Source organism: Arenicella xantha, from assembly GCF_003315245.1.
GTDB lineage: Bacteria > Pseudomonadota > Gammaproteobacteria > Arenicellales > Arenicellaceae > Arenicella > Arenicella xantha.
The window spans coordinates 212,641-236,513 of sequence record NZ_QNRT01000002.1 but is presented as its reverse complement, the minus strand read 5'-3'; the positions used below and the strand labels follow the sequence as shown (position 1 = coordinate 236,513).

The 23,873-nt window shown below is 47.8% G+C and carries 23 protein-coding genes; 22 read left to right on the top strand and 1 reads right to left on the bottom strand.

All coding sequences use genetic code 11. The features are described from left to right. Positions 1-38: 38 nt before the first annotated feature. Positions 39-2,138 carry a polyphosphate kinase 1 gene (gene ppk1, locus DFR28_RS06975; RefSeq protein ID WP_113953621.1) on the bottom strand — a complete coding sequence of 700 codons (2,100 nt, stop codon included), beginning with the start codon at positions 2,136-2,138 and terminating at the stop codon, positions 39-41. Positions 2,139-2,385: 247 nt separating this feature from the next. Here ppk1 and DFR28_RS06970 point away from each other — a divergent pair, with 247 nt between their 5' ends. From DFR28_RS06970 to DFR28_RS06865, 22 genes are all read left to right on the top strand, one after another. After that, positions 2,386-3,450 (top strand): 3-deoxy-7-phosphoheptulonate synthase, encoded by a 1,065-nt coding sequence (locus tag DFR28_RS06970; RefSeq protein ID WP_281268362.1) that lies wholly within the window; start codon positions 2,386-2,388, stop codon positions 3,448-3,450. 86 nt (positions 3,451-3,536) lie between these two features. Beyond that, positions 3,537-4,385 (top strand): shikimate dehydrogenase, encoded by an 849-nt coding sequence (aroE, locus tag DFR28_RS06965; RefSeq protein WP_170132005.1) that lies wholly within the window; start codon positions 3,537-3,539, stop codon positions 4,383-4,385. Between the two features lie 57 nt (positions 4,386-4,442). Next, positions 4,443-5,540: a 3-dehydroquinate synthase gene (aroB, locus tag DFR28_RS06960; RefSeq protein ID WP_170132004.1), complete on the top strand. Its 1,098-nt coding sequence runs from the start codon at positions 4,443-4,445 to the stop codon at positions 5,538-5,540. Next, entirely contained in the window at positions 5,537-5,980 is a 444-nt protein-coding gene (aroQ, locus tag DFR28_RS06955) for a type II 3-dehydroquinate dehydratase (protein ID WP_113953618.1), read from the top strand. The genes aroB and aroQ overlap by 4 nt, the downstream gene beginning before the upstream one ends. A 94-nt stretch (positions 5,981-6,074) precedes the next feature. After that, complete coding sequence (tgt, locus tag DFR28_RS06950) at positions 6,075-7,190, top strand: tRNA guanosine(34) transglycosylase Tgt (protein WP_113953617.1); 1,116 nt, start codon at positions 6,075-6,077, stop codon at positions 7,188-7,190. Between the two features lie 112 nt (positions 7,191-7,302). Then, positions 7,303-7,632, top strand: coding sequence for a preprotein translocase subunit YajC (gene yajC / locus DFR28_RS06945; RefSeq protein ID WP_113953616.1), 330 nt, complete (start codon positions 7,303-7,305; stop codon positions 7,630-7,632). A 60-nt stretch (positions 7,633-7,692) separates the two neighbouring features. After that, entirely contained in the window at positions 7,693-9,549 is a 1,857-nt protein-coding gene (gene secD / locus DFR28_RS06940) for a protein translocase subunit SecD (RefSeq protein ID WP_113953615.1), read from the top strand. Positions 9,550-9,569: 20 nt separating this feature from the next. Next, the gene (gene secF / locus DFR28_RS06935; RefSeq protein WP_113953614.1) at positions 9,570-10,520 is read left to right on the top strand and encodes a protein translocase subunit SecF; all 951 of its coding nucleotides are present in this window, start codon (positions 9,570-9,572) and stop codon (positions 10,518-10,520) included. 170 nt (positions 10,521-10,690) lie between these two features. Next, positions 10,691-11,968: a serine hydroxymethyltransferase gene (glyA, locus tag DFR28_RS06930; protein ID WP_113953613.1), complete on the top strand. Its 1,278-nt coding sequence runs from the start codon at positions 10,691-10,693 to the stop codon at positions 11,966-11,968. A gap of 29 nt (positions 11,969-11,997) precedes the next feature. Continuing rightward, a complete protein-coding gene (gene nrdR, locus DFR28_RS06925) occupies positions 11,998-12,555 on the top strand; it encodes a transcriptional regulator NrdR (RefSeq protein WP_113953612.1) in 558 nt (185 codons plus the stop codon). Positions 12,556-12,581: 26 nt separating this feature from the next. Continuing rightward, the gene (ribD, locus tag DFR28_RS06920; protein ID WP_113953611.1) at positions 12,582-13,724 is read left to right on the top strand and encodes a bifunctional diaminohydroxyphosphoribosylaminopyrimidine deaminase/5-amino-6-(5-phosphoribosylamino)uracil reductase RibD; all 1,143 of its coding nucleotides are present in this window, start codon (positions 12,582-12,584) and stop codon (positions 13,722-13,724) included. A 10-nt stretch (positions 13,725-13,734) separates the two neighbouring features. Then, positions 13,735-14,382 carry a riboflavin synthase gene (locus tag DFR28_RS06915; protein WP_113953610.1) on the top strand — a complete coding sequence of 216 codons (648 nt, stop codon included), beginning with the start codon at positions 13,735-13,737 and terminating at the stop codon, positions 14,380-14,382. Between the two features lie 51 nt (positions 14,383-14,433). After that, the gene (locus tag DFR28_RS06910) at positions 14,434-14,826 is read left to right on the top strand and encodes an MAPEG family protein (RefSeq protein WP_113953609.1); all 393 of its coding nucleotides are present in this window, start codon (positions 14,434-14,436) and stop codon (positions 14,824-14,826) included. 33 nt (positions 14,827-14,859) lie between these two features. Then, a complete protein-coding gene (gene ribB, locus DFR28_RS06905) occupies positions 14,860-15,954 on the top strand; it encodes a 3,4-dihydroxy-2-butanone-4-phosphate synthase (RefSeq protein WP_113953608.1) in 1,095 nt (364 codons plus the stop codon). A 43-nt stretch (positions 15,955-15,997) separates the two neighbouring features. Then, the gene (gene ribH, locus DFR28_RS06900; protein ID WP_113953607.1) at positions 15,998-16,465 is read left to right on the top strand and encodes a 6,7-dimethyl-8-ribityllumazine synthase; all 468 of its coding nucleotides are present in this window, start codon (positions 15,998-16,000) and stop codon (positions 16,463-16,465) included. 1 nt (position 16,466) lies between these two features. Next, positions 16,467-16,898: a transcription antitermination factor NusB gene (gene nusB / locus DFR28_RS06895; RefSeq protein WP_113953606.1), complete on the top strand. Its 432-nt coding sequence runs from the start codon at positions 16,467-16,469 to the stop codon at positions 16,896-16,898. Positions 16,899-16,919: 21 nt separating this feature from the next. Continuing rightward, complete coding sequence (gene thiL, locus DFR28_RS06890; protein ID WP_170132003.1) at positions 16,920-17,888, top strand: thiamine-phosphate kinase; 969 nt, start codon at positions 16,920-16,922, stop codon at positions 17,886-17,888. Positions 17,889-17,891: 3 nt separating this feature from the next. Beyond that, positions 17,892-18,380 carry a phosphatidylglycerophosphatase A family protein gene (locus tag DFR28_RS06885; RefSeq protein ID WP_113953604.1) on the top strand — a complete coding sequence of 163 codons (489 nt, stop codon included), beginning with the start codon at positions 17,892-17,894 and terminating at the stop codon, positions 18,378-18,380. Positions 18,381-18,391: 11 nt separating this feature from the next. Beyond that, on the top strand, positions 18,392-18,940 hold the full coding sequence (ampD, locus tag DFR28_RS06880; RefSeq protein WP_113953603.1) for a 1,6-anhydro-N-acetylmuramyl-L-alanine amidase AmpD: 549 nt from the start codon (positions 18,392-18,394) through the stop codon (positions 18,938-18,940). A gap of 115 nt (positions 18,941-19,055) precedes the next feature. Continuing rightward, positions 19,056-20,339 carry an acetyl-CoA C-acyltransferase FadI gene (gene fadI / locus DFR28_RS06875; protein ID WP_113953602.1) on the top strand — a complete coding sequence of 428 codons (1,284 nt, stop codon included), beginning with the start codon at positions 19,056-19,058 and terminating at the stop codon, positions 20,337-20,339. Positions 20,340-20,370: 31 nt separating this feature from the next. Continuing rightward, positions 20,371-22,491 carry a fatty acid oxidation complex subunit alpha FadJ gene (gene fadJ / locus DFR28_RS06870; protein WP_425455470.1) on the top strand — a complete coding sequence of 707 codons (2,121 nt, stop codon included), beginning with the start codon at positions 20,371-20,373 and terminating at the stop codon, positions 22,489-22,491. 148 nt (positions 22,492-22,639) lie between these two features. Beyond that, positions 22,640-23,869, top strand: a complete 1,230-nt coding sequence (locus tag DFR28_RS06865) for a sterol desaturase family protein (RefSeq protein ID WP_113953601.1) — start codon at positions 22,640-22,642, stop codon at positions 23,867-23,869. The last annotated feature ends 4 nt before the right edge of the window (positions 23,870-23,873 follow it).

Sequence of the window (23,873 nt, the reverse complement as noted above, 5' to 3'; positions counted from 1 at the left end):
TGTGCTAGCAGAGTCTTTAAGAGTGCTCTAATAATACTTTAGTAGGTGTCGGCATGGGCTTCTAGTAAAACTTGCTGCGCATTTAGATCGGGCTCGTCCGGCGTTTTCTTGATCGTCTGCACATACCGGCCATCGGCTTGCATTAACCATGAGTTTCGATTGTCGGCAAGATACACGTGCAGATCTGCCAAGATGGTTTCTTTGATATTGGAATCAAGAATCGGTGTGCATTGTTCAATTCGGTTGCGAAGATTGCGCGGCATCAGGTCTGCGCTCGATAGGAATAATTCACTTTCTGCTTCGCTGTTTAAAAAGTAAAATACTCGGCCATGCTCGAGGAAACGGCCAACAATGGAGCGGACTTCAATGTTTTCGGATAAGCCAGGGATACCGGGGCGTAAACAGCATATGCCACGCACGATAAGGTCTATTTTGACGCCGGCCTGAGATGCTTCGTATAAAGCGTTGATTACGGCTGGGCTGGATAAACCATTTACCTTGGCGATAACATGCGCTGGCCGGCCAGCGCGCGCATTGTCAGCCTCGCGGAGTACATTTTTCACCAACATGTCGCTGATGCCCATTGGTGATTGGAATAGGCGAATCAGCGTTGGGTTGGAGCCTTGCGTGGTCAGCTGCATAAATAGCTCATGCACGTCTTGGGTTATTTCACGCTGATTGGTTAGCAGGCCGTAATCGGTGTATACGCGAGTGTTGCCTTGATGGTAATTCCCGGTGCCCAAGTGTACATAGCGACGGAGCTTTTTACCTTCTCGGCGTACAATGAGTAACATCTTTGCATGAGTTTTCTTGCCGACCATGCCATACACCACATGCGCGCCAGCAGACTGAAGTTTTTGCGCGGTATCCAAATTGTTTTGTTCGTCAAAGCGCGCCATTAGCTCTACGATTACAGTCACTTCCTTGCCAGCGCGTGCGGCATCTTCTAAATATTCAACCATGACTGAGTCTGAACCGGTGCGGTACAGCGTCTGCTTAATCGCAAGGACCTCTGGGTCATTAGCTGCCTGACGCAATAATTCGACGACCGGTGCGAATGATTGAAATGGATGATGCAGCAGTACGTCAGCGTTGTTGATTGTGTCAAAAATATTATTTTGTTGACTTAAATTATCTGGCGCTGAAGGCGTGAAGCCTTGGTATTTAATATGTGGGCGATTGACCAAGTCGGGTAGTGTAATCAAGCGATTCAAATTGGTTGGGCCGTCAACCGCATATATGTAGTCGTCGCTAATTTGAAAACGTTCTTTGAGAAAGTTTAATATCTTTTTGGGGCAATTTTCTGAGACTTCTAGCCGAATGGCTTCGCCGTAGAGACGCCGTGGCAACTCGCCTTCAAGTGTGCGCGCTAAATCTTCGACCGCTTCAAGGTCAACGTATAAATCGCTGTTACGAGTAATTCTGAACTGGTAACAACCTAGCACCTCAGCGTTGCTGAATAGGCGGCCCACGTTGGCTGAAATGATTGATGATAAGTAGACATATTCGTATTCGTTAATGCACAGCTCTGGCGGAAGTCGAATGTAGCGCGGGAGCGCTCTTGGCGCGGGCACAATCGCAATATTATGTGTTTCATCACGCTCTGGGTCGTGTAAGTCAACGACAATGCTGAGTCCTTTGTTGATGGTCAGCGGAAAAGGATGTGCTGGATCAAGTCTAATCGGGGTTAGTATCGGTAACACCTCGCGCTTAAAATAGCTGCGGATCCACTTGCTTTGTCCTGCGGTCCATTCTTCTTGAGCAAGAAACTGAATGCCATAGGTCTTGAGTTCAGGCAATACTTGTTGATTGAGTGTTTGGTACTGTAAATCAACTAAGCGGTGAGCTCGTTCGCTGATTTTGTCTAAGGCGATTTGTGGTGTTAGGCCGTCGATGCTCTCGCCAGCAACAGCGCTTTGTGCCATAGCTTTTAATCCCGAAACTCGAATCTCAAAGAATTCATCCATGTTGGCGCTAAAGATGCATAAGAACTTAAGACGCTCCAGCACTGGAGTACGAGTATCCAGAGCCATGCTCAAAACCCGCTCGTGAAATGAGAGTAGGCTCAATTCGGGGTTTAGGTATTGGGTCTGTGGTTGACTGCTCGCAGCTGTCGGAATAATGGTCAAATCGTTCATTGCTTGGCTAAGAAGTTTCAAAAAGAGGTGTGAATGCAAACTCGGGACCTGCACACGCTAGCGCGCAATTGTGACAATAGTTCAGGTGTGTACGAGTTAATTCTAAATATACATCAAGGAATGATAATCGTGCTCGTCATGGTATATTAGTAATCCAATGACTGAGTGCTGCGATCGCACATCTCTACTGACCCTAGATCGTATCACACTCAAAGTTTCAAATAAGTGTAGAGCCAACTGTAGAATTATGAAGCAAACCGACGACCTGCGAATAGCGCAAACCAAAGAATTGATAGCGCCAGTGCATATTCATGAGCAATTTCCTGTTACTGATATGGCATCTGAAACTACTGCGCGAGCACGTGCCGATATCGAGGCCGTCATGTCGGGCGACGACGATCGCTTGGTCGCAATTGTTGGGCCGTGTTCTATCCATGACCCGAAATCGGCTATTGAGTATGCGCAGCGTCTTGCTGGGCTGAAGGCCGAGTTGACTGATGATCTGGTTATCGTAATGCGTGTTTACTTTGAGAAGCCGCGTACCACTGTTGGTTGGAAGGGTTTGATTAATGATCCGGATCTAAATAGCAGTTTTAGTGTTAATAAGGGCTTGGGGATCGCGCGTAACTTATTATTGTCGATCAATGACCTTGGTGTGCCGGCTGGCTGTGAATACCTTGATCTAATAACCCCGCAATACACTGGAGATTTAGTGTCGTGGGGCGCTATTGGTGCACGTACCACCGAAAGCCAATGTCATCGCGAGTTAGCGTCTGGCTTGTCTTGTCCGGTGGGCTTTAAGAATGGTACTGATGGCAATCTTAAAATTGCTATCGATGCAATTGGTGCGGCCAGTAATCCACATCATTTTTTGTCGGTTACCAAAGAAGGGCGTACCGCCATCGTCGCGAGTACTGGTAACAAATATACTCATATTATTCTTCGTGGCGGCAGTAGTGAACCTAATTACGCCGCTTCATTTGTAGAAGAGTCGGCTAATATGTTAACCAAAGCTGGCTTAACACCTAATATCATGATTGATTTTAGTCATGCTAATAGTTACAAACAACCATCACGTCAGCGCGAAGTATGTGCTGATGTGTGTCATCAAATAGAGCAGGGCGAGAGCCGTATATTTGGTGTGATGATTGAGTCTCATCTGGTCGGCGGCAGTCAGTCTGTGGTCGAAGGGCAACCGTTGGTGTATGGACAAAGCATTACCGATGGCTGTATTGGTTGGGACGAAACGGAAGAACTTTGCCGAAATCTTGCAAATGCGGTACGATCAAGGCGTGCCGTTCGCGCTGCCTAGAGCTCGATCGGAGAAACACAACATTTATTCATCATATTAGAGTGGCTTGAGGAGTGAGCCGCTCAACAGCGTTGACAGGGTATAATTTGAAGAGATTTGCGTTATTGGGGGAACCGGTGGGACATAGTTTGAGTCCCTTACTGCATAAGGCTATCTATCGTCAATTGGAAATTGATGATGCTTCCTATCGCACGGTTGAGTTGCCTGAAGAGCGGCTCAAGAGCTTTTTCACTGGTTTTCGAGTTGGTGGGTTTGATGGTGTCAATGTCACGATACCGCATAAGTCGCGTGTTATTCAGTTGCTCGATGAAGTTGACAGCAAGGCAAAGTTAATCGATGCGGTGAACTGTGTTAACCGAGTTGGCAACAAATTGACCGGTTACAATACAGATCTACTTGGCTTTGCTTACTCTTTGCGTCAAAACAACGTGCATATCGACGGCAATGTGTTTGCCATATTGGGCGCTGGTGGCAGTGCGCAAGCGGTTGGCGCCGTGTTGGCCGAAGGCGCTGCGAAGCAGGTTTACATTGTCAATCGTACGCCTGAACGTGCTGAGCGACTCAAAGAAATTATTCTGGCTGTTAACGATGCGATAAGCGTTACCGTGTGCAGTGAACAAGAATTGGCCGAGCGGTCTGCTGAGTTAGATTGCGTTATTAACACCACTTCCTTAGGCATGGCGCCTAACACCAAGATGTCGCCGATAAGCGAGTCTATATTTAGTGAGAATTGCTTAGCCTTTGATTTGGTGTATTCGCCAATGAAAACCAAGTTTCTCAGTGATGCTGAGAGTCAAGGCGCAGCTATCGTTAATGGGCTTCAAATGTTAGTGGCGCAGGCGGTTTATTCGGTGGAGATTTGGATGGGCGGCAATATTGTGGCACATGTAGACATGAATGCGCTGGTCAGAGACCTAGAGAAAGCGATAAAATAACACCACCGCTGTTAAATGTTGCGTAGTGCTATCGCTGCGCACGATCCACTTTATTCAATGAACTCCGTCAAATTAAACCACTCTGTTCCCGTCGAACTGGGCGAACAGTCTTACCAAATTCACGTAGATTTTGGTCTCAAAAACCATCTAGCCGACCATCTTGCTCCATGGAATCAAGGCCAGCAATGGGTTGTGTTAACGCAGCAAGCAATTTTTGATATTTATCAGCCGGTCGTCAATCAACTTAAATCCGCTGGATTTCGCATCGAAACGATTATTGTGCCTGGTGACGAATCGGCTAAACACATACAGCATGCTGAATCAGTCTGGAGTCAAATGGTCGCCATGGGATGTGATCGCTCGTCAATTCTATTGGCGCTCGGTGGCGGTGTGGTTGGTGATCTCGGCGGTTTCGTTGCAGCTACCTACATGCGCGGTATTCCCTTTATTCAAGTGCCAACTACTCTGCTGGCAATGGTTGATTCAGCGATTGGCGGCAAAACTGCTGTTAATCTAACTGCTGGAAAAAATTTAGTCGGTGCTATCTATCAGCCGAAAGCGGTACTTATTGACCCTGATTTTTTGGCGACGCTGCCGCGTCGTAATGTGATCTCCTCGTTAGCTGAAGCGGTTAAATACGGCTTTATTCGCGATTCATCAATATTTGACACTTTCGAGACTCGATTTGATGACTTGGTCAGTTTGAATGATGAGGCGTTACTCAGCGAAATAATTGCTAAGAGTTGCCGGATAAAAGCGCAAATTGTTTCAAATGATCAGTTTGAAAATGGTGAGCGGCGATTGCTGAATTATGGACACACCATCGGGCACGCATTTGAAACGCTGCAGGCCTATCAAGGTTTGTATCACGGAGAAGCGGTGCTCTACGGAATGAAGTGCGCTGGGTTTATTTCTCATAAACAAGGTTTGTTGAGTGATCTTGAGTATCAGCGTGCAAAAGCAGTGCTTGATCGTTTTGAGTTGCCCGCGTTAGCAGAAGTGACAGCTGACCAGGTGCTTGGTGTTGTGGCGCATGACAAGAAAATGATCAATGGCAAGCTCAATTTTATATTGCTTGATCGTATCGGTAATGGCTTGGTTTCAACTGATGTCTCTGAGGATGACATTAGGCAGAGTTTGAGTGCGGTGCAATGAAGCTATTAATTGTCAACGGTCCGAACTTGAATCTGTTGGGCGAGCGTGAACCGGAGGTGTACGGGAGTGAATCGCTGGCCGACGTCAATGCTTGGATAGAGCAGCATGAATCGAGTCAAGCTCACCAATTGGCGTTTTTTCAATCCAATCATGAAGGCCTGTTGATTGACTATTTGCATGAGCATCGTCGACGGGTTGATGGGTTGGTGATTAATCCCGGTGGGTTAACTCACTATTCCGTGGCGTTGAGAGATGCCATATCCGGATGTCAAATTCCCACGGTTGAAGTGCATTTATCAGATATCTATTCGCGCGAGGCTTTTCGTCACGTGTCGATGATTAAGGATGTGTGTTTGCAGCAGGTTTCCGGTCGCGGTAAGCAGGGTTACATCGATGCGATTGAGTTCCTTGCTGCTGAACTTTCTAGCGGGCTTGCTTGAAAGTTGTTTGACTTGACACGTTCATTCCAAGCTCGAGTCGTTAAATGCAGAAGAATGCATTGATCGGCTCGTTCAATTACCTATAATTCGCGCCATGAAATTCGACTTACTAAATACCGACGGCAACGCACGTCGAGCGCGCTTGTCGTTTGCGCGCGGAGAAATCCAGACACCGATCTTTATGCCGGTTGGAACCGCTGGCACGGTAAAGGCAATGACACCGGCTGAATTAGAGCAGGTTGGTGCGCAGATTGTGTTGGGGAATACCTTTCACTTGATGCTCAGGCCAGGTACGGATGTGATTCAGGCGCATGGTGATCTGCATGATTTTATGCAGTGGCAAAAACCGATTCTGACTGACTCTGGCGGATTTCAGGTTTGGTCATTGGCTGAGTTGCGTAAGATCTCTGAGAAGGGTGTCACGTTTCGCTCACCTATTGATGGCAGTGAAAAGTTTCTGGGGCCGGAAGAGGCGATAGATATTCAGGCCAAGCTCGGATCCGATATTGTTATGATCTTTGATGAATGCACGCCATTTCCCGCGACTGAGCAAGAGGCTAGAACTTCAATGGAGTTATCAATGCGTTGGGCTAAGCGTTCGAAGACAGCTCACGGTGACAGCTCCTCCGCTCTGTTTGGCATTATTCAAGGCGGTATGTTTGAGCACCTGCGTGATGAATCGTTGGCTGGTTTACAAGATATAGGGTTTGATGGTTACGCTATCGGCGGCCTGTCGGTTGGTGAGCCGAAAGAGGATATGTATCGAATCCTCCGGCATTTGGCGCATAAAATGCCAGATCAAGCGCCTAGATATTTAATGGGGGTTGGCACACCAGAGAATTTGGTCACTGCGGTGCATTATGGTGTTGATATGTTTGATTGCGTGCTCCCAACTCGTAATGCTCGAAACGGCTGGTTATATACCCAGACCGGTGTGGTAAAGATTCGCAATGCGCAGTATGAGTTAGATACTCGACCGATTGATGAGGCTTGTGGCTGTGATACTTGTAAACAGTTTTCTCGGTCCTATATAAAACACTTGTTGAAAACGAACGAGATATTAGGCGCTAGATTGGCCACGGTGCACAATCTCCACTTCTTTCTCGACTTGATGCAACAAATGCGAGAGGCAATCGAGCAAAACTCGTTCGATCAATTTCGCGCAAATTTTTTCGAGATGCGAGGCCAACCGGACCCAACTGTGGCATAATTCGCGCTTGATTTTTTGACGCAGCAGCTGCTTTTAGCTATTTAGTGAAGAGCGGAGCAATTACTAGCTAACCATGTCGACTAGACTGGACTTCTAACAAAGGTATCAACCCATGAATGAGTTATTGAGTTTCTTTATTTCAGATGCAGCAGCGCAAACGGCTGGCGGCGGCGGTAGCAATTTGATGAGTCTCTTGCCAATGGTTGCGTTGTTCGTGATCTTTTATTTTTTGCTGATACGACCTCAACAAAAACGCCAGAAAGAGCACAAGGGTATGGTTGCCGGCTTGAGCAAAGGTGATGAGGTTGTCACGATGGGCGGCTTGCTAGGCAAAGTGATTGAAGTTGACGACAATTTTCTTACTGTTGAGATTGCAAAAGACACTCAGATTCGCGTTCAGCGTATGTCTGTACAGGCAATGATGCCTAAAGGAACCTATTAAAATTGGCTAGGGCTGTGTGGTTGATGCTTCAGCCGCAGCTCAAACAATTTATCGCTGACTATGAATAAGAATCCGACCTGGAAGTATCTGTTACTGCTGTTTATTGTGGCATTTGGCGTCATTTACGCTACGCCCAACCTGTATCAAGCCGACCCGGGCTTGCAAGTTGTTGGCGCGCGTACTGCAGATGTCGATAATGTCGTGCTGCAGCGTGTCAAGAAGACCCTTGATGAGGCGGGCATTGAGATTAAATCTCTGTCGCTCGAGCAGGGTAAGCTTCGAGCGCGCCTGAGCTCTGAAGACGACCAAACACGCGGTCAAGTGTTGTTGAAAGAGGAGCTCGGTGACAATTACCCAGTTGCGCTTGCAGACATCACTACAACTCCGCAATGGCTGCAAAATTTGGGCGGTGCGCCCATGTATTTAGGGCTGGATTTGCGTGGCGGTGTTCATTTTCTATTGCAGGTCGATATGGCTGCGGCTGAAAAGAAAGCCAATGACGATTATTACGAAGATATTCGTAGACTATTGCGTGAAGAAGGCTTGCGCTATTCGGGTATGGTGCGTCAGAAGAACGGTGCGATTAGCATTCGCTTTGCTGATCAAACAATCCGCGACCAAGCAAATAGCCTAATCTCCGTTCAATATGCTGAGCTACACCGCTTCGACACGCAAGACGGCGATAAATTTTTCCTTAACATCGAAGTCAACGAAACCGCTTTGTCTGAAATACGCAGTGCCGCTTTGAAGAAGAACATGCTTGCGTTGCGTAATCGAATCGATCAGCTCGGGGTATCTGAGCCAGTGATTCAACAGCAAGGAGTGGATCGGATTGTGGTGCAGTTGCCGGGCGTCAAAGATCCGTCGGTGGCAAAGGACATATTAGGTAAAACCGCTACGCTGCAAGTTCACTTGGTCGATGAAGAAAATCAGGCGTCAAATGAAAGAGGGCGTGTGCCAAGCGGTTCGCAGCGATTCTATTTTCGCGATGGCCGCGGAATTCTGCTGCAGAAGCGAGTTCTCTACTCAGGCGAAAATATTATCGACGCCAGTGCGAGCATCAGTCAGCAAGACGGTGGGCCAGTGGTGAGTATCAGATTAGATGCCAAGGGTACGACCATTAATTCGGATGTCACCGGCGACAATATCGGTAAGCGAATGGCGGTGGTTTATGTTGAATCAATTCCGCAGACCATTACCGATGCTAAGGGCAATGTCAAAATAATCACCAAGAAGGTCGAAGAGGTGATCACTGCGCCGACGATCAATGACCAGCTAGGTAAGAGCTTCATTATCACCGGATTAAGCAGTCCTAAAGAGACCCAAGACATCGCTTTGTTGCTGCGTGCAGGGTCGCTCGCCGCGCCGGTTTACATTATCGAAGAACGTACAGTTGGGCCAAGTCTTGGTGCTGAAAATATCGCCAAAGGCTTCCAGTCAGTGTTTTATGGCTTTATGGCGGTATTGGTCTTTATGGTGATTTTTTACCGAGTTTTTGGTGCTGTAGCAAGTTTTGCTCTCATCCTCAATTTGGTGATTATTGTCGGCGTATTGTCCTTGCTGCAAGCTACCTTAACCCTGCCTGGTGTGGCCGGTATGGTATTAACGGTGGGTATGGCGGTAGATGCTAATGTGTTGATTTTTGAGCGTATTAGAGAAGAAATTCAAGATGGCGCTGCACCGCAGATGGCGATTCATCGCGGTTATGACAACGCGTTTTCGACCATTATCGATGCGAACCTTACGACATTGATTGCTGCTTTGGTGTTATTCAATTTTGGCACAGGACCTATTCGTGGTTTTGCTATTACCTTAAGTATTGGTATAGCAACATCAATGGTCACTGCTATTTTCGTGACCCGTGTGTTGGTCAATATGATTTATGGCAACCGCCGCTTAGATAAACTGTCGATGTAACGCAGTATTGGTAAACCAAAATGCAATTATTTAAATCACAAACGACGATTGATTTCATTGGCAAGCGATTTATTGCCCTAGTGTTCTCGATAGTAATGCTCGTTGTTGGCATCTATTCCTTGTCAACAAAGGGGCTCAATTATGGTATCGACTTCTCTGGCGGTACCAAGATGGAGTTACTCTACAGCAACGACGTAGATGTTACCGACGTGCGCTCTGTGCTGCAGCAGGGCGGTTTTCCCGAGGCTGTAGTTCAATACTTTGGAAGCAACCAAGACGTCTTGATACGCGTACCGCTCACCGCCGGCACCAGTGATGAAAATGTCAGCACTCGTGTCGTGGACCTGCTGCAAGGCTCCGCTATTGGTGTCGGCACGGTGCAAAGTGTCGAGTTTGTAGGGCCAACTTTTGGTAAGGAATTATTTGAGAAGGGCATCTTGGCGTTGGTATACGCGCTGATTGGTGTGATGATCTATGTGGCGTTTCGCTTTGAGTGGAAGTTTTCACTCGGTTCGGTAATTGCGCTTGCGCATGATGTTGTGATCACAGTTGGTCTGTTCTCATTGATTCAACTGGAGTTCACCATGCCCGTGTTGGCGGCATTGTTGGCGGTAATCGGGTACTCATTAAACGACACGATTGTTGTGTTCGACCGTATACGTGAAAATTTTAGACGGTTACGTGATGTCGACACTATTGAGACTATGAATGTCTCTATTAATCAGACTTTGACGCGAACCATTTTAACCTCACTGACCACTTTGCTGGTTTTAGGTGCGTTATACGTGTACGGCGGTGAAGCATTGCAAGGTTTTGCCATTACTTTGATTATTGGCGTCGTAGTTGGTACTTACTCGTCTATCTTCGTTGCGAGCCCAGCGGTACTGCAACTCGGTGCTAAAGCCGAAGATTTAATGGTTGAGATCGTCGAAAAAGAAGGTGTAGACGACCCAACTATGTATACGCCTTAGGCTAGTCGCCTTAATCGTCATAGGATTGATGGCCGAGTTACTAAGGGTAAATGATGCGAGTTAAACAACCGAGGCCGAGGGCCAACAGACATTGTAAATCGACGCTTCGATAGAGTTAATTCCTCAGCGTCGGTTAGCCAGATTCTAAAATTTTTTGCGGAGAAATCCTAATGTTTAAAAAAGCCAATACCATAGCTGAGTCAGACCCCGAGATCTGGAGTGCGATTTGTGATGAAAATACGCGTCAGGAAGAGCATATCGAACTGATTGCATCAGAAAATTACGCAAGCCCTGCGGTGATGCAAGCACAAGGCACAAAGTTAACCAACAAGTATGCAGAAGGTTACCCAGGCAAGCGCTACTACGGCGGTTGCGCTTACGTTGATGTGGCTGAAGATTTAGCCATAGCTCGCCTTAAAGAGCTATTTGGCGCAGATTACGCCAACGTTCAACCGCACTCTGGCTCTTCCGCAAATATTGCGGTCTACCAAGCGGTATTAAAACCCGGTGACACCGTGTTGGGAATGAGCCTCGACCATGGTGGCCATTTAACGCATGGTGCCAAGATTAATTTCTCCGGACGTCTCTATAATTCAGTGCAGTATGGTTTGGTGGAAGCCACTGGCGAAATTGACTACGACCAAGTCGAAGCATTAGCGCTAGAGCATAAGCCGAAAATGATTATTGCTGGATTCAGCGCTTATTCTCGCGTCGTTGACTGGCAACGATTTAGAGATATTTCAGATAAGGTTGGCGCAATCATGATGTGTGACATTGCGCATGTAGCGGGTTTAATTGCAGCGGGTCTATACCCCAGCCCGGTCCAGATAGCTGATGTAGTAACCACCACAACTCATAAGACATTACGCGGCCCTCGTGGCGGCGTCATTATGGCTAAAAGTAACCCTGAATTAGAGAAAGCGCTTAGTTCTCGGGTTTTTCCGGGTACCCAAGGCGGTCCACTAATGCACGTTATTGCGGCTAAAGCGGTTGCGTTTAAAGAAGCACTGGCTCCTGAGTTCAAGGAATATCAACAGTGCGTTTTGGATAACTCTCGAGCCTTAGCGGCGGGTTTGAAAGAGCGCGGTTATTCCCCAGTTTCAGGTGGCACGGACAATCACTTAAGTTTGATCAGTCTGGTTCAAAAAGGCATTACCGGTAAAGCTGCCGAAGCTGCGTTAGGTGCGGCCAATATTACCGTCAATAAAAACAGTGTGCCGAGTGACCCGCAAAGCCCGTTCGTGACTAGCGGAATTCGCATTGGTACCCCAGCCATCACTACCCGCGGATTTGGTGTGCCCGAGATGGAGCGTCTAGCAACTTGGATGGCCGACGTAATGGACACTATTGATGCTAGCGGTGGTTTTGATCAAGCGGTGGCGGAGCGTGTTAAAACAGAAGTGCTAGAGCTGTGCGCACGTTTTCCTGTCTATGATTACGCCGACTAATTAATTACTCAGTTAACCAGTAAGCAACGATGCGCTGCCCATTTTGTCAAAACGATGACACTCGTGTTATTGATTCGCGTTTAACCGAAGATCGCGATGCCGTTCGGCGTCGTCGATCTTGCGAGGCATGTGGGGAGCGTTTTAGTACCTTGGAAGAAGCCAGCCTCAAGTTGCCCTATATTGTAAAGTCTAACGGCGATCGAGAGCATTATGATGAGTCTAAGCTGGCTCGAGGTTTAGAGCGGGCGCTGGAAAAGCGGCCGGTGGAATCGCACGAAATTGAGAATATCTTACACCGAATTAAGCGCAGCCTGTTGACCTGTGGCGAGCGAGAGATTGCAGCCCGTGAAATTGGCGAGCTGGTAATGAATGAGTTACGCGACGTCGACCAAGTCGCTTACGTGAGATTTGCCTCGGTGTACCGTTCGTTTCAAGACGTTGATGCATTCAGTGACGAAATTAGACGGCTGCAAGAACAAACAATGAGAGGGCGACGTGAATCGAGAGCCAGAGTGCAGACCAAGTCACGCTCGATCAATCCAGCCGACTCTCACTCAAGCTCAAGCGATAAATCTCACAAGTCCTGACACTATGATCGGTATGATGCAACGCTATGAATAGTAACCTAAATGACAATTTAAGTGATTTTGATACGTCTATCATGCAGCGAGTCCTCGAGCTCGCATCGCAGGGCACATCGACCACGCAACCTAACCCGCGAGTCGCTTGTATCATTGTAAATGGTAAGGAAATCGTTGGGGAAGGGGTTCATCATATGGCTGGTGAGCCGCATGCTGAACGCTTAGCAATTGAGCAGGCCGGTGAATTAGCGCGCGGTGGTACGGCTTTTGTGAATCTAGAACCTTGTTGTCATCAGGGCCGGACGCCGCCATGTACAGATGGCTTAGTCGATGCTGGAATCTCTCGGGTTGTGGCGGCAATGCGAGACCCAAATCCATTAGTTGAAGGTGGTGGTTTTGAGCTGCTAACCGACGCCGGAATTGACGTCGAGTATGGGTTGTTAGAAAACGAAGCACGTTGGTTAAACCGCGGTTTTGTTAGTCGAATGGTGAGAGGTCGGCCATGGGTAGCGTTGAAAACGGGCGCAACATTGGATGGGCGTACGGCGGCTTATGATGGCGAAAGCAAATGGATCACGAGTCCTGAAGCGCGCATTGCCGTGCAGGAGCTACGTGCTAATAGCTCGGCGGTAGTTACCGGTATCGGTACCGTAATGGCCGATGACCCGAATATGAACGTTCGCATAGACGGCGCCGAGCGTCAGCCATATCGAGTGGTATTAGACAGCCATTTACAGCTGCCTATTGATGCGCAGATTATTGGCACAGATCAAAAATTAATCGTGTTTACCTTGTCTCAAGACCTCGACCGAGTCAGTGCATTAACTGAAGCGGGAGTCGAGGTAGTGCAGTTAAATGATACTAGCTCGGGTCGCATCAACCTGCATGATGTCATGGCTGAGTTGAGTAACTGGCAATGTAATGAAGTCTTGCTCGAAGCTGGCCAAACTTTGAGCGGCGCCTTTATGGAAGCAGGGTTAATTGACGAACTGACGGTGTTTTACGCTGGCAGTGTGCTTGGCGATAAGGCTCAGAGCATGTTTCAGTTTGAATCACCATTGTCGTTTGCAGAGCGCTTTGATTTTCACATTCGCTCGGCTGAAATGGTTGGTCCAGATGTCTGTTTGACGGCGATCAATCAGGCCAGCTGGCAAACGCTTGTAACTAAAGACTGACGAAATACTTATGTTTACCGGACTTGTTGAAACTATTGGGACCGTCTCTGCCAAACGCGCAGTGGGCGGCGATGTGCGAATTTCTATTCGTGCTGCTGACTATCAAGACCGAACCGTTGCGCTCGGTGATAGTATTGCGGTCAATGGGGTCTGCTTAACGGTCATCGAGCTTAACGGCGATGAATTTTCATTCGATGTGTCGCTGGAATCGATCAACCACTCATTGATTGGACAGTGGCAAGTTGGTACACGCGTTAATCTTGAGATGGCACTGTTACCAACTACCAGGCTCGGCGGACACTTAGTGTCAGGTCATGTCGATGGATTAGCTGAGTTGATCGGATTAACTGGCGATGCACGTTCTTGGCGTATGGATTTTAAGGTTCCTGATGATTTAAAACGGTACATTGCGAAAAAAGGCAGTATCACGATCAACGGTACCAGTCTGACGGTCAACGCGGTAAACGATAACTGCTTTGATGTGAATGTGATACCGCATACCTTTGAAGTGACCACGCTTGGCGACCTAAGTATTGGTGACAAGGTACATATTGAGGTGGATTTAATAGCGCGCTATTTAGAGCGCTTATTGACTGGTGAAAAGTCATCAACGTCTAGTATTAGTCAGTCATTTTTGGCGGAGCATGGATTTACTTAAATCTGCCCGTCGATCGCCTTCAAACAAATCAAATAACCAAGACAACACACTATGTTTGTAACTCCATTATTTGCAGCCGTACTCGGACTTTTGTATGTACTGCTGGCCTTCAACGTAATTCGTTTTCGAATTCGTTATCGAGTCGCTTACGGTGAAAGCGACAACATAGAACTCATTAAGGCGAGTCGCATACATGCTAATTTTGGTGAAAATGTGCCATTTGCATTGTTTCTTATGTGGATGGTTGAAAGCATGACTTTATCGTCGTTTGAGGCGTTCTGGTTAGGCTCAATTTTACTAATAGGTCGCGTACTACACGTCGTTGGAATGGCTTACCCTAAAAACCTTATGATTTGTCGTCAAATTGGCGTGTTGGCGACTTTAGGCGTAATCGTCAAAGCCTGCATAACCCTCCTGATGTTTTACATCCCTGTGTCGGTTTAACTAATTCCGCTGAACTTAACGAAGAGAATTCCCATGGCATTAAGCAGCATAGAAGAAATTTTAGAAGATTATCGTAACGGTAAAATGGTCATTATTACTGATGACGAAGACCGTGAAAATGAAGGAGACTTGATGATGGCAGCGGACCGAGTTCGGCCCGAAGACATCAATTTCATGGCTCGTTACGGACGTGGGTTGATCTGCCTAACGTTGACTGAAGATCGTTGTGAGCAGCTCGGTTTGCCGCTGATGGTCGGCGACAACAACGGCGCGCGCTTTTCCACCAATTTCACCATGTCTATTGAAGCCGCCGAAGGAGTTACCACGGGTATTTCCGCAGGTGATCGAGCGCGTACGGTACAAGCGGCGGTAGCGCACGATGCAAAGCCTGGTGACATCGTTATGCCTGGGCATATTTTTCCGATTATGGCGCAATCCGGTGGAGTATTAAGTCGAGCAGGGCATACTGAAGCTGGCGTTGATTTTGCGCGTTTAGCTGATCGTGATCCGTCTAGTGTGATTTGCGAAATCCTCAATGAAGACGGTTCAATGGCGCGCATGCCTGACTTAGTCGAGTTTGCCAAGGAACACGATTTAAAGATCTGTTCTATCGCCGAGCTAATCCGATATCGGTTGGAGAAAGAGCCGACAGTAGTACCTGTCAATGACACTGAAATTCCCACTGAACATGGCACCATTCGTTCCGTGTTGTTTCAAGATACTGAACGAGACGAAACTCACGTTGCGTTGGTATGCGGCGAGATTGACCCAGATACGCCTGTGCCAGTGCGTATCCATGTGGAATCAGATTTCTTGAGTGTTTTGAAAGGGCTTAACAATAAGAGCACATTCCCAGTTCAAGACGCGGTTGACTATATATTGGAAGCGGGGACTGGTATTGTGGTCATCTTGCGCTATGCACAAAGCGCAGATGAAATCATTTACGATATCGATCAAATAAAAGATAATAAGCGCCCCGGAAGTCAAGGACATCTACGCTTATTAGGCGCAGGTAGTCAGATACTATCTAGTCTTGGAGCACGTAAGATCCAAGTCTTGGGTCGCGCACGAAAAACACATGGTCTTTCTGGATTCGATATCGAAATCGTGGAATACATTGAAAAATAACCGTCGATACTAATCACGGCATTATAGAGTTAAAGAGAAAATTATGAGTCACAAGGTCATTACAGGCGAGTTGCAAGGCAACGACCAGAACATCGCTATCGTGTTAGGGCGTTTTAATAGTTTTATTGGTGACGCCTTATTAGGCGGCGCTATCGATGTGTTGGAGCGCCACGGCGTGTCCACATCGAATATCAGTGTGGCCTATGTGCCAGGGGCTTTCGAAATTCCGTTGGCAGTCAAAAAAATGGCAGAAAGCGGTAAATACCACGGTGTGGTTGCGCTTGGCGCTGTGATTCGCGGTTCGACTCCTCATTTCGACTTTGTTGCTGGCGAATGTGCTAAAGGTCTTAACTCTGTACAGCTGGAGACAGGTATTCCAGTTGGATTCGGTGTGTTGACTGTCGATAGTATTGAGCAGGCGATTGAGCGTGCCGGCACTAAAGCTGGTAACAAAGGTGCCGAAGCAGCAATGACCGTTGTTGAAATGGTTAACCTTATGGCTAAGCTCTAAGATGGCCAATAGCAAACCGCTATCTAGTCGGCATAATGCGCGCCGCGCAGCGGTGCAAGCGCTGTACCAATGGGATCTGACTAAACAGGCTGCTCACGAGATAGAAGGGCAGTTCACTCAAATTCACGACATGCAGAACGTCGACCGCAAGTATTTGCGTGAGATTATGACTGAGCTTCCGAAAGTTGAGCCGGCTCTGCATGACGCCATTAGCCCCTACATTGGGCGTGATTTCACTAGTCTCGACCCCGTGGAACGAGCGATCCTAAGGCTTGGTGCTTATGAACTGTTGTATCGCAGTGATGTGCCAACCAAGGTTGTGCTTAATGAAATGATCGAGCTGGCCAAAGTGTTCGGTTCCGATCATAGCTATAAATTCGTTAACGGCGTTATGGATAAGCTTGCTAATACACTACGTAGCAAGGCCGACTAACTAATAGGCGCGCGAATAACGGTGTCTGAGTTTTCGATAATCGACCGTTTTTGTAAGGGTATCGGTGCTACCTCCGAGCACACAGTGATCGGTGTTGGTGACGATGCCGCGGTCGTTAATGTCCCTAGCGGAATGCAGTTAGCGGTTAGCGTTGACACTATGGTTGAAGGTGTCCACTTTTTTCCTAGCGTGGCTCCAGCTGACCTTGCCTATAAGCTATTAGCGGTTAATCTCAGCGATATGGCCGCGATGGGCGCCGAACCTAAATGGGCAACGTTAGCATTGACCTTGCCGCATGAAGACGCGGCATGGTTAGCCGCGTTTTCTAATGCACTTGACGCCGCAGCGGAATCAGCTGGAGTACAACTAATTGGTGGTGACACGACTAAGGGGCCTCTTTGTTTATCGTTAACTATCATGGGTTTAGTGCCAAAAGGTAAAGCTATTTCACGAGCAGGTGCTGAGTTCGGTGATGATGTTTGGCTAAGCAATACGGTGGGGGACGCGGCGCTGGCTCTCAAAGTAATTTTAGGGCAGATCGAGTTGCCTGAATCGGCTCTCTCGAATATTGCGCCCGCATTGCATCGTCCCACTGGGCAAGTTGCGCTGGGTCTAGCGCTACGTGGAGTAGCTTCGGCAGCGCTGGATATCTCAGACGGTTTATTGGCCGATTTGGCTCACGTAGCAAGTCTTAGTCAGGTCTGTATTGAAATACATCAGGAGCGAGTGCCACTGTCTGACACGTATCGAGCCTATCTACAGTCTGGTGGCAGCTACGAGTCCGCTTTAGCCGGCGGCGATGACTACCAGTTGGCCTTCACCGCACCAAGCAAACAACGTGAAGCTATATTAGCTATATCAGATGTTGTTTCCGTGCCGCTTACACGCATCGGTAGCGTGGTCGAAAAAACTGCTATACCCGTAAGATTACTGGCAAACGGAAAACCCGTTAAACTTAATTCTGATTTAGGATTTCAACATTTTGGATAAACAATGAACGATCCGGTTAAATTTACCCTTAGCGACCCAGTACATTTAGTCGCACTTGGGTTTGGGTCTGGGCTACTTAAGCCTGCACCGGGTACTTGGGGTACCTTGGCCGCCGTGCCATTCTATTTAGTTGCGGTGGCCTGGTTGCCTGCCACACTGCCAGCATACCTAGCATTCATTCTGCTTAGCTTCGTGGTTGGCGTTTATGTGTGCGGTAAAACAGCTTCCGATGTAGGCGCACATGATCATGGAAGCATCGTTTGGGATGAATTTGTTGGTTTGTTTATTACTCTCATCGCGGTGCCACCAACTTGGCTCAATGTGGTTGTTGGGTTTGTTCTATTCAGAATCTTCGACATTTTAAAGCCGTGGCCGATTAAGCTGCTCGATCGCCATGTACATGGTGGCTTTGGCATTATGATTGATGATGTGTTGGCTGGTGTGTTTGCCGGCCTTATTTTGTTTTTTGCACAGCCGTACCTTACATTCTGACTAATACCAGAATGCATTTAGACACCAGTTCAGGGTTAATTGATTCAGCGCGACATCTGCCGTCGGAGAATTTTGATCAGCGCGACATCGGTGCTGAGCCTGAATGCATAATCGTGCATTGTATTTCGTTACCGCCTGGTGAATATGGTGGTGATCAAATAGAACGTTTTTTCACTAATCAACTAGCTGGGCACGAGCATCCATATTTTACGCACATAGCCGACCTGCGAGTCTCGGCACATTTTTTAGTAAAGCGCGACGGTGAGTTGATACAGTTTGTGGCTACCCATGACCGCGCGTGGCACGCCGGTGAGTCGGTATGCTTGCAACGGCCTAAAGTAAATAATTTTTCAATTGGTATTGAGTTAGAAGGCTTAGACACCGATCCGAATGGTTTCACCGACGCACAATATCGAGAATTACGTGAGCTGATCGCTAGTTTACGCGCGGCTTACCCTAACATCCTTGAGTCGAATATCTTTGCGCACAGCGATATCGCTCCAGGGCGCAAACCCGACCCCGGCCCCTACTTTAATTGGCAGCGGCTATTCGAACTCTGAATAGTGGACATATTGTCGAGCCTGTCTGCGCGACTAGCTGATAGTTTGCTATTATTGTGTAACTCAATTGTTTTACGCAATTTGAGCGTATTCCAACTCACCACGGAAATTCACCATGGATACATCCAAGCAACGCGTGGCGGTTATCGCCGGCGCCAGAACACCTTTTCTGCGAATCGCAACCGGTTACAGTAAGTTACCCGCTCGAACATTGGCGGCTGAGTTGGTCGCCGAGCTGGTGCAACGAGCTGAAGTTGACAAGCAATTAATTGAAAAATTAGTGTTTGGGCAAGTCGTAATGGCACCGGACTCACCAAATATAGCGCGAGAAATCGTGATGAGTGCAAACTTGCCAGTGCAGACCGATGCATACAGTGTTTCCAGGGCGTGTGCTAGCAGCTATCAGTCAGCGGTTGATATTGCCATGAATATACAAGCGGGAATCATAGATACTGGCATTGCCGGAGGCTGCGATGTCATGTCGCAACCGCCGATTAGTTTCAACAAGAAAATGACCGAGGCCATGGTTCGCTCTAGTTATAGCAAAGGACCAAAGTGGAAAGCATTTAAAGGCATCGGTTTAAAAGATCTTATACCTACGCAACCCGCGATCAAAGAGCCTTCTTCGGAGCTCACCATGGGGCAGGCGGCTGAAAAAATGGCGAAGGAGAACGGCATTAGCCGAGTGGATCAAGATGCGCTGGCGCACCGGTCACACATTAATGCGGCAAAAGCGTGGGAGCAAGGTTGGTTCGATGAGCAAGTAATGTCGGTGATTACTGGGCCCAGTTACCAGCCTATCAGTAAAGACAATCTGTTTCGGGCTGACTCTGAGCTAGAAAAATATGCGCGCCTAAAACCGGTATTTGACCGTAAATACGGCACTGTTACGGCCGCAACTAGCTCGCCGCTTACCGACGGTGCGTCGGCGGTGGTTCTAATGAGCGAGAGTAAAGCCAAACAATTAGGTTTGCAGCCGCTCGGCTACATTAACAGTTTTGCATTCTCGGCGATCGATCCGAATTGGCAGATGTTGATGGGACCTTCTTTTGCTACCCCCAAGGCGCTTGATTTAGCTGGTTTGACGCTGGCACAAATAGATCTTATCGATATGCATGAAGCATTTGCTGCGCAAGTGTTATCGAATACCCAAGCCTTTGGCTCCAAACAGTTCGCTAAAGAACGACTCAATCGTGACACAGCAATTGGCGAAGTTGATTTTGATAAACTGAACGTCTCCGGCAGTTCAATTTCACTCGGGCATCCATTTGCCGCTACTGGCACACGTCAGTTGACCCAGATGCTTTATGATTTAAAGCGCACTGGTGGACAATTTGGGTTGATCACAGCTTGCGCGGCTGGTGGTCTCGGTGCAGCAATGGTGCTCGAATCTGCGTAACAAGCTTGGCTTGGCAGCGACAAACTAGGAAATGAATATGAGTGTGTTTAACTTAGAAAAACAAAATGATATCGCCATCATCACGATGAACGATGTAACTCAGCCGCAAAACGTTCTGAATCGAGCAATCCAAACCGACTACGAGGCGGTATTTAGTCAATTAGAGCTAGATACAACCGTGCAGGGGTTAATCTTCAAGTCTGCTAAGCCTGGTTGTTTTTTGGCCGGTGCTGATATATCAATGTTGCAAGGTATTGATTCTGTGGCGCAAGCGGCCGAATCCTCTGAGTTGCTGCATGCAATGTTTCAGCGCATTGTTGATCTGCCATTCACTACCGTGGCCGCGATTGATGGCGTATGTTTGGGCGGCGGTTTGGAATTGGCTCTCGCATTTGACTATCGCGTAGCGTCTGACTCTAAAGCAACCAAAATTGGCGTGCCCGAAGTGCAGTTAGGTATTTTGCCTGGCGGCGGTGGTACCCAGCGCTTGCCGAGACTCATTGATTTGCCAACCGCGTTGGATTTATTGTTAACCGGTAAGCAGCTAAATGCTAAACGAGCGTTAAATGCCGGTTTGGTCGATTCGGTAGTGCCAGCCGCGTTACTAGAGCGAGTTGCCGCCGACTATGTTGCCAAGCGCAAACCTCGCCGTAAGCAAGGCGTGATCAACAAATTGATGAAAATTGGACCGATGCGGTCCTATGTGATCTCAAAGGCGCGAGCTCAAGCGCTTAAAATGACTAAAGGCCACTACCCAGCACCGTTAAAAATATTAGATGTGGTTAACCGTGGTTTAGGCACTAGTCTTGCCAAGGGCTTGAAGATCGAAGCGCAAGGCTTTGCTGAGCTGTTGATGACGCCGGTCTCAAATCAGTTGGTTAACATCTTCTTTGCTACGACTGAACTTAAAAAAGACAGCGGGGTAGATTCCGCAGAAACTGCGCGCGATATCGACCACGTTGGTGTGTTAGGCGCCGGCTTAATGGGCGCCGGTATTAGTTATGTGAGTGTGGCGAAGGCTAATCACACGGTTCGATTGAAGGACATCTCAGATGACGGTTTGGCAAAAGGGATTAGCTATGTGGGAAAAATTCTCGACAAAGCTGTATCAAGGCGCCGAATGAAGCCGCTTGATCGGCAAGCGACGATGGCTAAATTGACTGGCACCACGGACTATCGCGGGTTTAAGAACAGTGATGTGGTGATTGAGGCCGTGTTTGAAAGTCTTGAGCTTAAACAAAAAATGGTGGCCGACATTGAATCTTTAGCGGCTAATAAAGAGACCATTTTTGCCACTAATACCTCGGCTATTCCCATTGATGCGGTTGCTGCTAAAGCTAAGTTTCCCGAGCGCGTGGTTGGTATGCATTATTTTTCACCAGTTGAAAAGATGCCGCTATTAGAAGTCATTAAAGGTTCAAAAACCGCAGACTGGGTTACCGCAACCGCTGTTGAACTTGGTAAACAACAAGGTAAAACGGTGATTGTGGTGAACGACGGGCCAGGGTTCTACACCACGCGAGTATTGGTGCCATACAACATGGAGGCGGTTCGCTTAGTGTTAGAAGGTGTCTCAATAGAAGAGGTTGATGCAGCGCTGGAGGACTTTGGAATGCCGGTTGGCCCAATTAAGTTGATGGACGAAGTCGGCATAGACGTTGGGGCGCATATCGTAACTACGCTGAATCAAGCTTTTGGTAATCGTGTTCCGCTAATCGATGGTGTAGAGCGAGTGTTGAACGATGACCGTCAAGGGCGCAAAAATGGCAGGGGTTTTTACGACTACTCTGAGTCTTCTAAAGGTAAGCGCGTAGACGAGACAATCTACCAAGTGATGCAGGTTTCAAATCACGGTCGAACTGAGTTGAGCCGCAAGGATATTGCCGAGCGCATTATGTTGACCATGCTTAATGAGGCCGCGTACTGCTTAGGGGAGGGCATCTTACGCAGCCCACGTGACGGTGATATCGGCGCGATTTTCGGTTTGGGCTTTCCGCCGTTTCTTGGTGGGCCTTTCCGCTATATGGATTCCATTGGTGCTGCCACGATAGTAGAAAAGCTTAGCGCGCTGCAAACTGAGTTTGGCAAACGTTATACCCCGGCTCCAGTACTGCTTAAACATGCAAAAGAAGGCACATCGTTTTATAGCTAATGGGCGCAACAGAGTACAACCACGCGGGAGTCGGGTTTTCGCTGCGCCATGGCGTTAGCCCGATAGCCTATTGTATGATGGTGTTGCATGGGTTGCTGTGGGGGAGTCGTAGGTCTAATAATAACTTGCACGAGATGAGACAGCGCTCATGAATATACTGTTATACGCCGTTCCCTTTTTTCTACTTTTGATAGCGCTAGAGCTAATCGTAGATAAGTGGCGTGGAACTAATTATTACCGCGTCAATGATTCCTTAACCAGCCTCACAACCGGAACCATTAATCAGCTCGTCGCGGTTAGTAAAAGGCTAATTCCATTCACCATTTACGTGATGGTCTACGACAGTGTGGCGCTGTTTAGTTGGCCCGATTCTGCGTGGGGTTGGATCATAGCGTTTATTGTGTATGACTTCTTTTACTACTGGAAGCATCGCATGGGCCACGAGATGAATATCTTGTGGGCCTCGCATGTGGTTCACCATTCAAGTGAAGAATATAATCTGACCACGGCTTTACGTCAGACAGGTACGGGCTTCTTAGGCTTTATTTTTTATCTACCAATGGCCGTAATGGGTATCGATCCGTTGATGTTGGTTACCGTCGGTGCGCTTAATTTAGTGTATCAATTTTGGGTACATACTCGCCATGTTGGCAAACTGGGTTGGGTTGAGTGGTTTTTTGTAACGCCATCCAATCATCGTGGCCATCACGCGCAGAACACTGTTTATATTGATCGTAATTACGGCGGTGTTTTTATTCTTTGGGACCGTTTTTTTGGCACTTATCAGGAAGAGCAAGACGATGATCTGCCCGTGTATGGAATTCGTGGTGCGGTGCGTTCTTGGAATCCGTTATGGGTAAATTTTCAAATCTACAATCAGCTATTTTGGGATGCTGTGCATACGAAGAATTGGTGGCATAAGCTGACGCTGTGGTTTCGTCGAACCGGATGGCGGCCACCGGATGTGGTAGACCAATACCCGTTGGAAAAAAATGAGTTAGAAGACTTTGAGAAATTCGATATCGCCATACCCGGTGCACTGAAGATTTATAGTATTTTGCAATACAGCGCGACCGCCACCTTAGGGGTTTGGTTTGGCATCGTTGCAGCGGACCTAGCTTTTGCAGAGCTAGCTTCGTTAATCGGCTTTGTATTGTTTAGTAGCTTCGCCATTGGGTCGGTGCTAGAAAATCGCCATTATGCTGGCGTGCTTGAGTGGATGCGGATAGCCGTGTTGTTCACTATGGCACTACTCAGCCCGATTCCAATCGCGCTAAGCATTGGGTTATGCTCAATATGTGTCATTTCAGCCCCATTTTTATTACTTGGCCGTCATCAGGCTATGAGTCAGGTTCAGGCATTAAAAAGTGCTGCATGAGGTA

What these genes read in the sequence shown, in the direction of transcription:
- glyA (WP_113953613.1), top strand. Translation starts at nt 10,691, where the DNA reads ATGTTTAAAAAAGCCAATACCATAGCTGAGTCAGACCCCGAGATCTGG.
- DFR28_RS06915 (WP_113953610.1), top strand. Translation starts at nt 13,735, where the DNA reads ATGTTTACCGGACTTGTTGAAACTATTGGGACCGTCTCTGCCAAACGC.
- fadJ (WP_425455470.1), top strand. Translation starts at nt 20,371, where the DNA reads ATGAATATGAGTGTGTTTAACTTAGAAAAACAAAATGATATCGCCATC.
- secF (WP_113953614.1), top strand. Translation starts at nt 9,570, where the DNA reads ATGCAATTATTTAAATCACAAACGACGATTGATTTCATTGGCAAGCGA.
- DFR28_RS06885 (WP_113953604.1), top strand. Translation starts at nt 17,892, where the DNA reads ATGAACGATCCGGTTAAATTTACCCTTAGCGACCCAGTACATTTAGTC.
- ampD (WP_113953603.1), top strand. Translation starts at nt 18,392, where the DNA reads ATGCATTTAGACACCAGTTCAGGGTTAATTGATTCAGCGCGACATCTG.
- ribD (WP_113953611.1), top strand. Translation starts at nt 12,582, where the DNA reads ATGAATAGTAACCTAAATGACAATTTAAGTGATTTTGATACGTCTATC.
- nusB (WP_113953606.1), top strand. Translation starts at nt 16,467, where the DNA reads ATGGCCAATAGCAAACCGCTATCTAGTCGGCATAATGCGCGCCGCGCA.
- aroQ (WP_113953618.1), top strand. Translation starts at nt 5,537, where the DNA reads ATGAAGCTATTAATTGTCAACGGTCCGAACTTGAATCTGTTGGGCGAG.
- ribH (WP_113953607.1), top strand. Translation starts at nt 15,998, where the DNA reads ATGAGTCACAAGGTCATTACAGGCGAGTTGCAAGGCAACGACCAGAAC.
- DFR28_RS06970 (WP_281268362.1), top strand. Translation starts at nt 2,386, where the DNA reads ATGAAGCAAACCGACGACCTGCGAATAGCGCAAACCAAAGAATTGATA.
- yajC (WP_113953616.1), top strand. Translation starts at nt 7,303, where the DNA reads ATGAATGAGTTATTGAGTTTCTTTATTTCAGATGCAGCAGCGCAAACG.
- nrdR (WP_113953612.1), top strand. Translation starts at nt 11,998, where the DNA reads ATGCGCTGCCCATTTTGTCAAAACGATGACACTCGTGTTATTGATTCG.
- secD (WP_113953615.1), top strand. Translation starts at nt 7,693, where the DNA reads ATGAATAAGAATCCGACCTGGAAGTATCTGTTACTGCTGTTTATTGTG.
- aroB (WP_170132004.1), top strand. Translation starts at nt 4,443, where the DNA reads ATGAACTCCGTCAAATTAAACCACTCTGTTCCCGTCGAACTGGGCGAA.
- ribB (WP_113953608.1), top strand. Translation starts at nt 14,860, where the DNA reads ATGGCATTAAGCAGCATAGAAGAAATTTTAGAAGATTATCGTAACGGT.
- tgt (WP_113953617.1), top strand. Translation starts at nt 6,075, where the DNA reads ATGAAATTCGACTTACTAAATACCGACGGCAACGCACGTCGAGCGCGC.
- fadI (WP_113953602.1), top strand. Translation starts at nt 19,056, where the DNA reads ATGGATACATCCAAGCAACGCGTGGCGGTTATCGCCGGCGCCAGAACA.
- ppk1 (WP_113953621.1), bottom strand. Translation starts at nt 2,138, where the DNA reads ATGAACGATTTGACCATTATTCCGACAGCTGCGAGCAGTCAACCACAG.
- DFR28_RS06910 (WP_113953609.1), top strand. Translation starts at nt 14,434, where the DNA reads ATGTTTGTAACTCCATTATTTGCAGCCGTACTCGGACTTTTGTATGTA.
- DFR28_RS06865 (WP_113953601.1), top strand. Translation starts at nt 22,640, where the DNA reads ATGAATATACTGTTATACGCCGTTCCCTTTTTTCTACTTTTGATAGCG.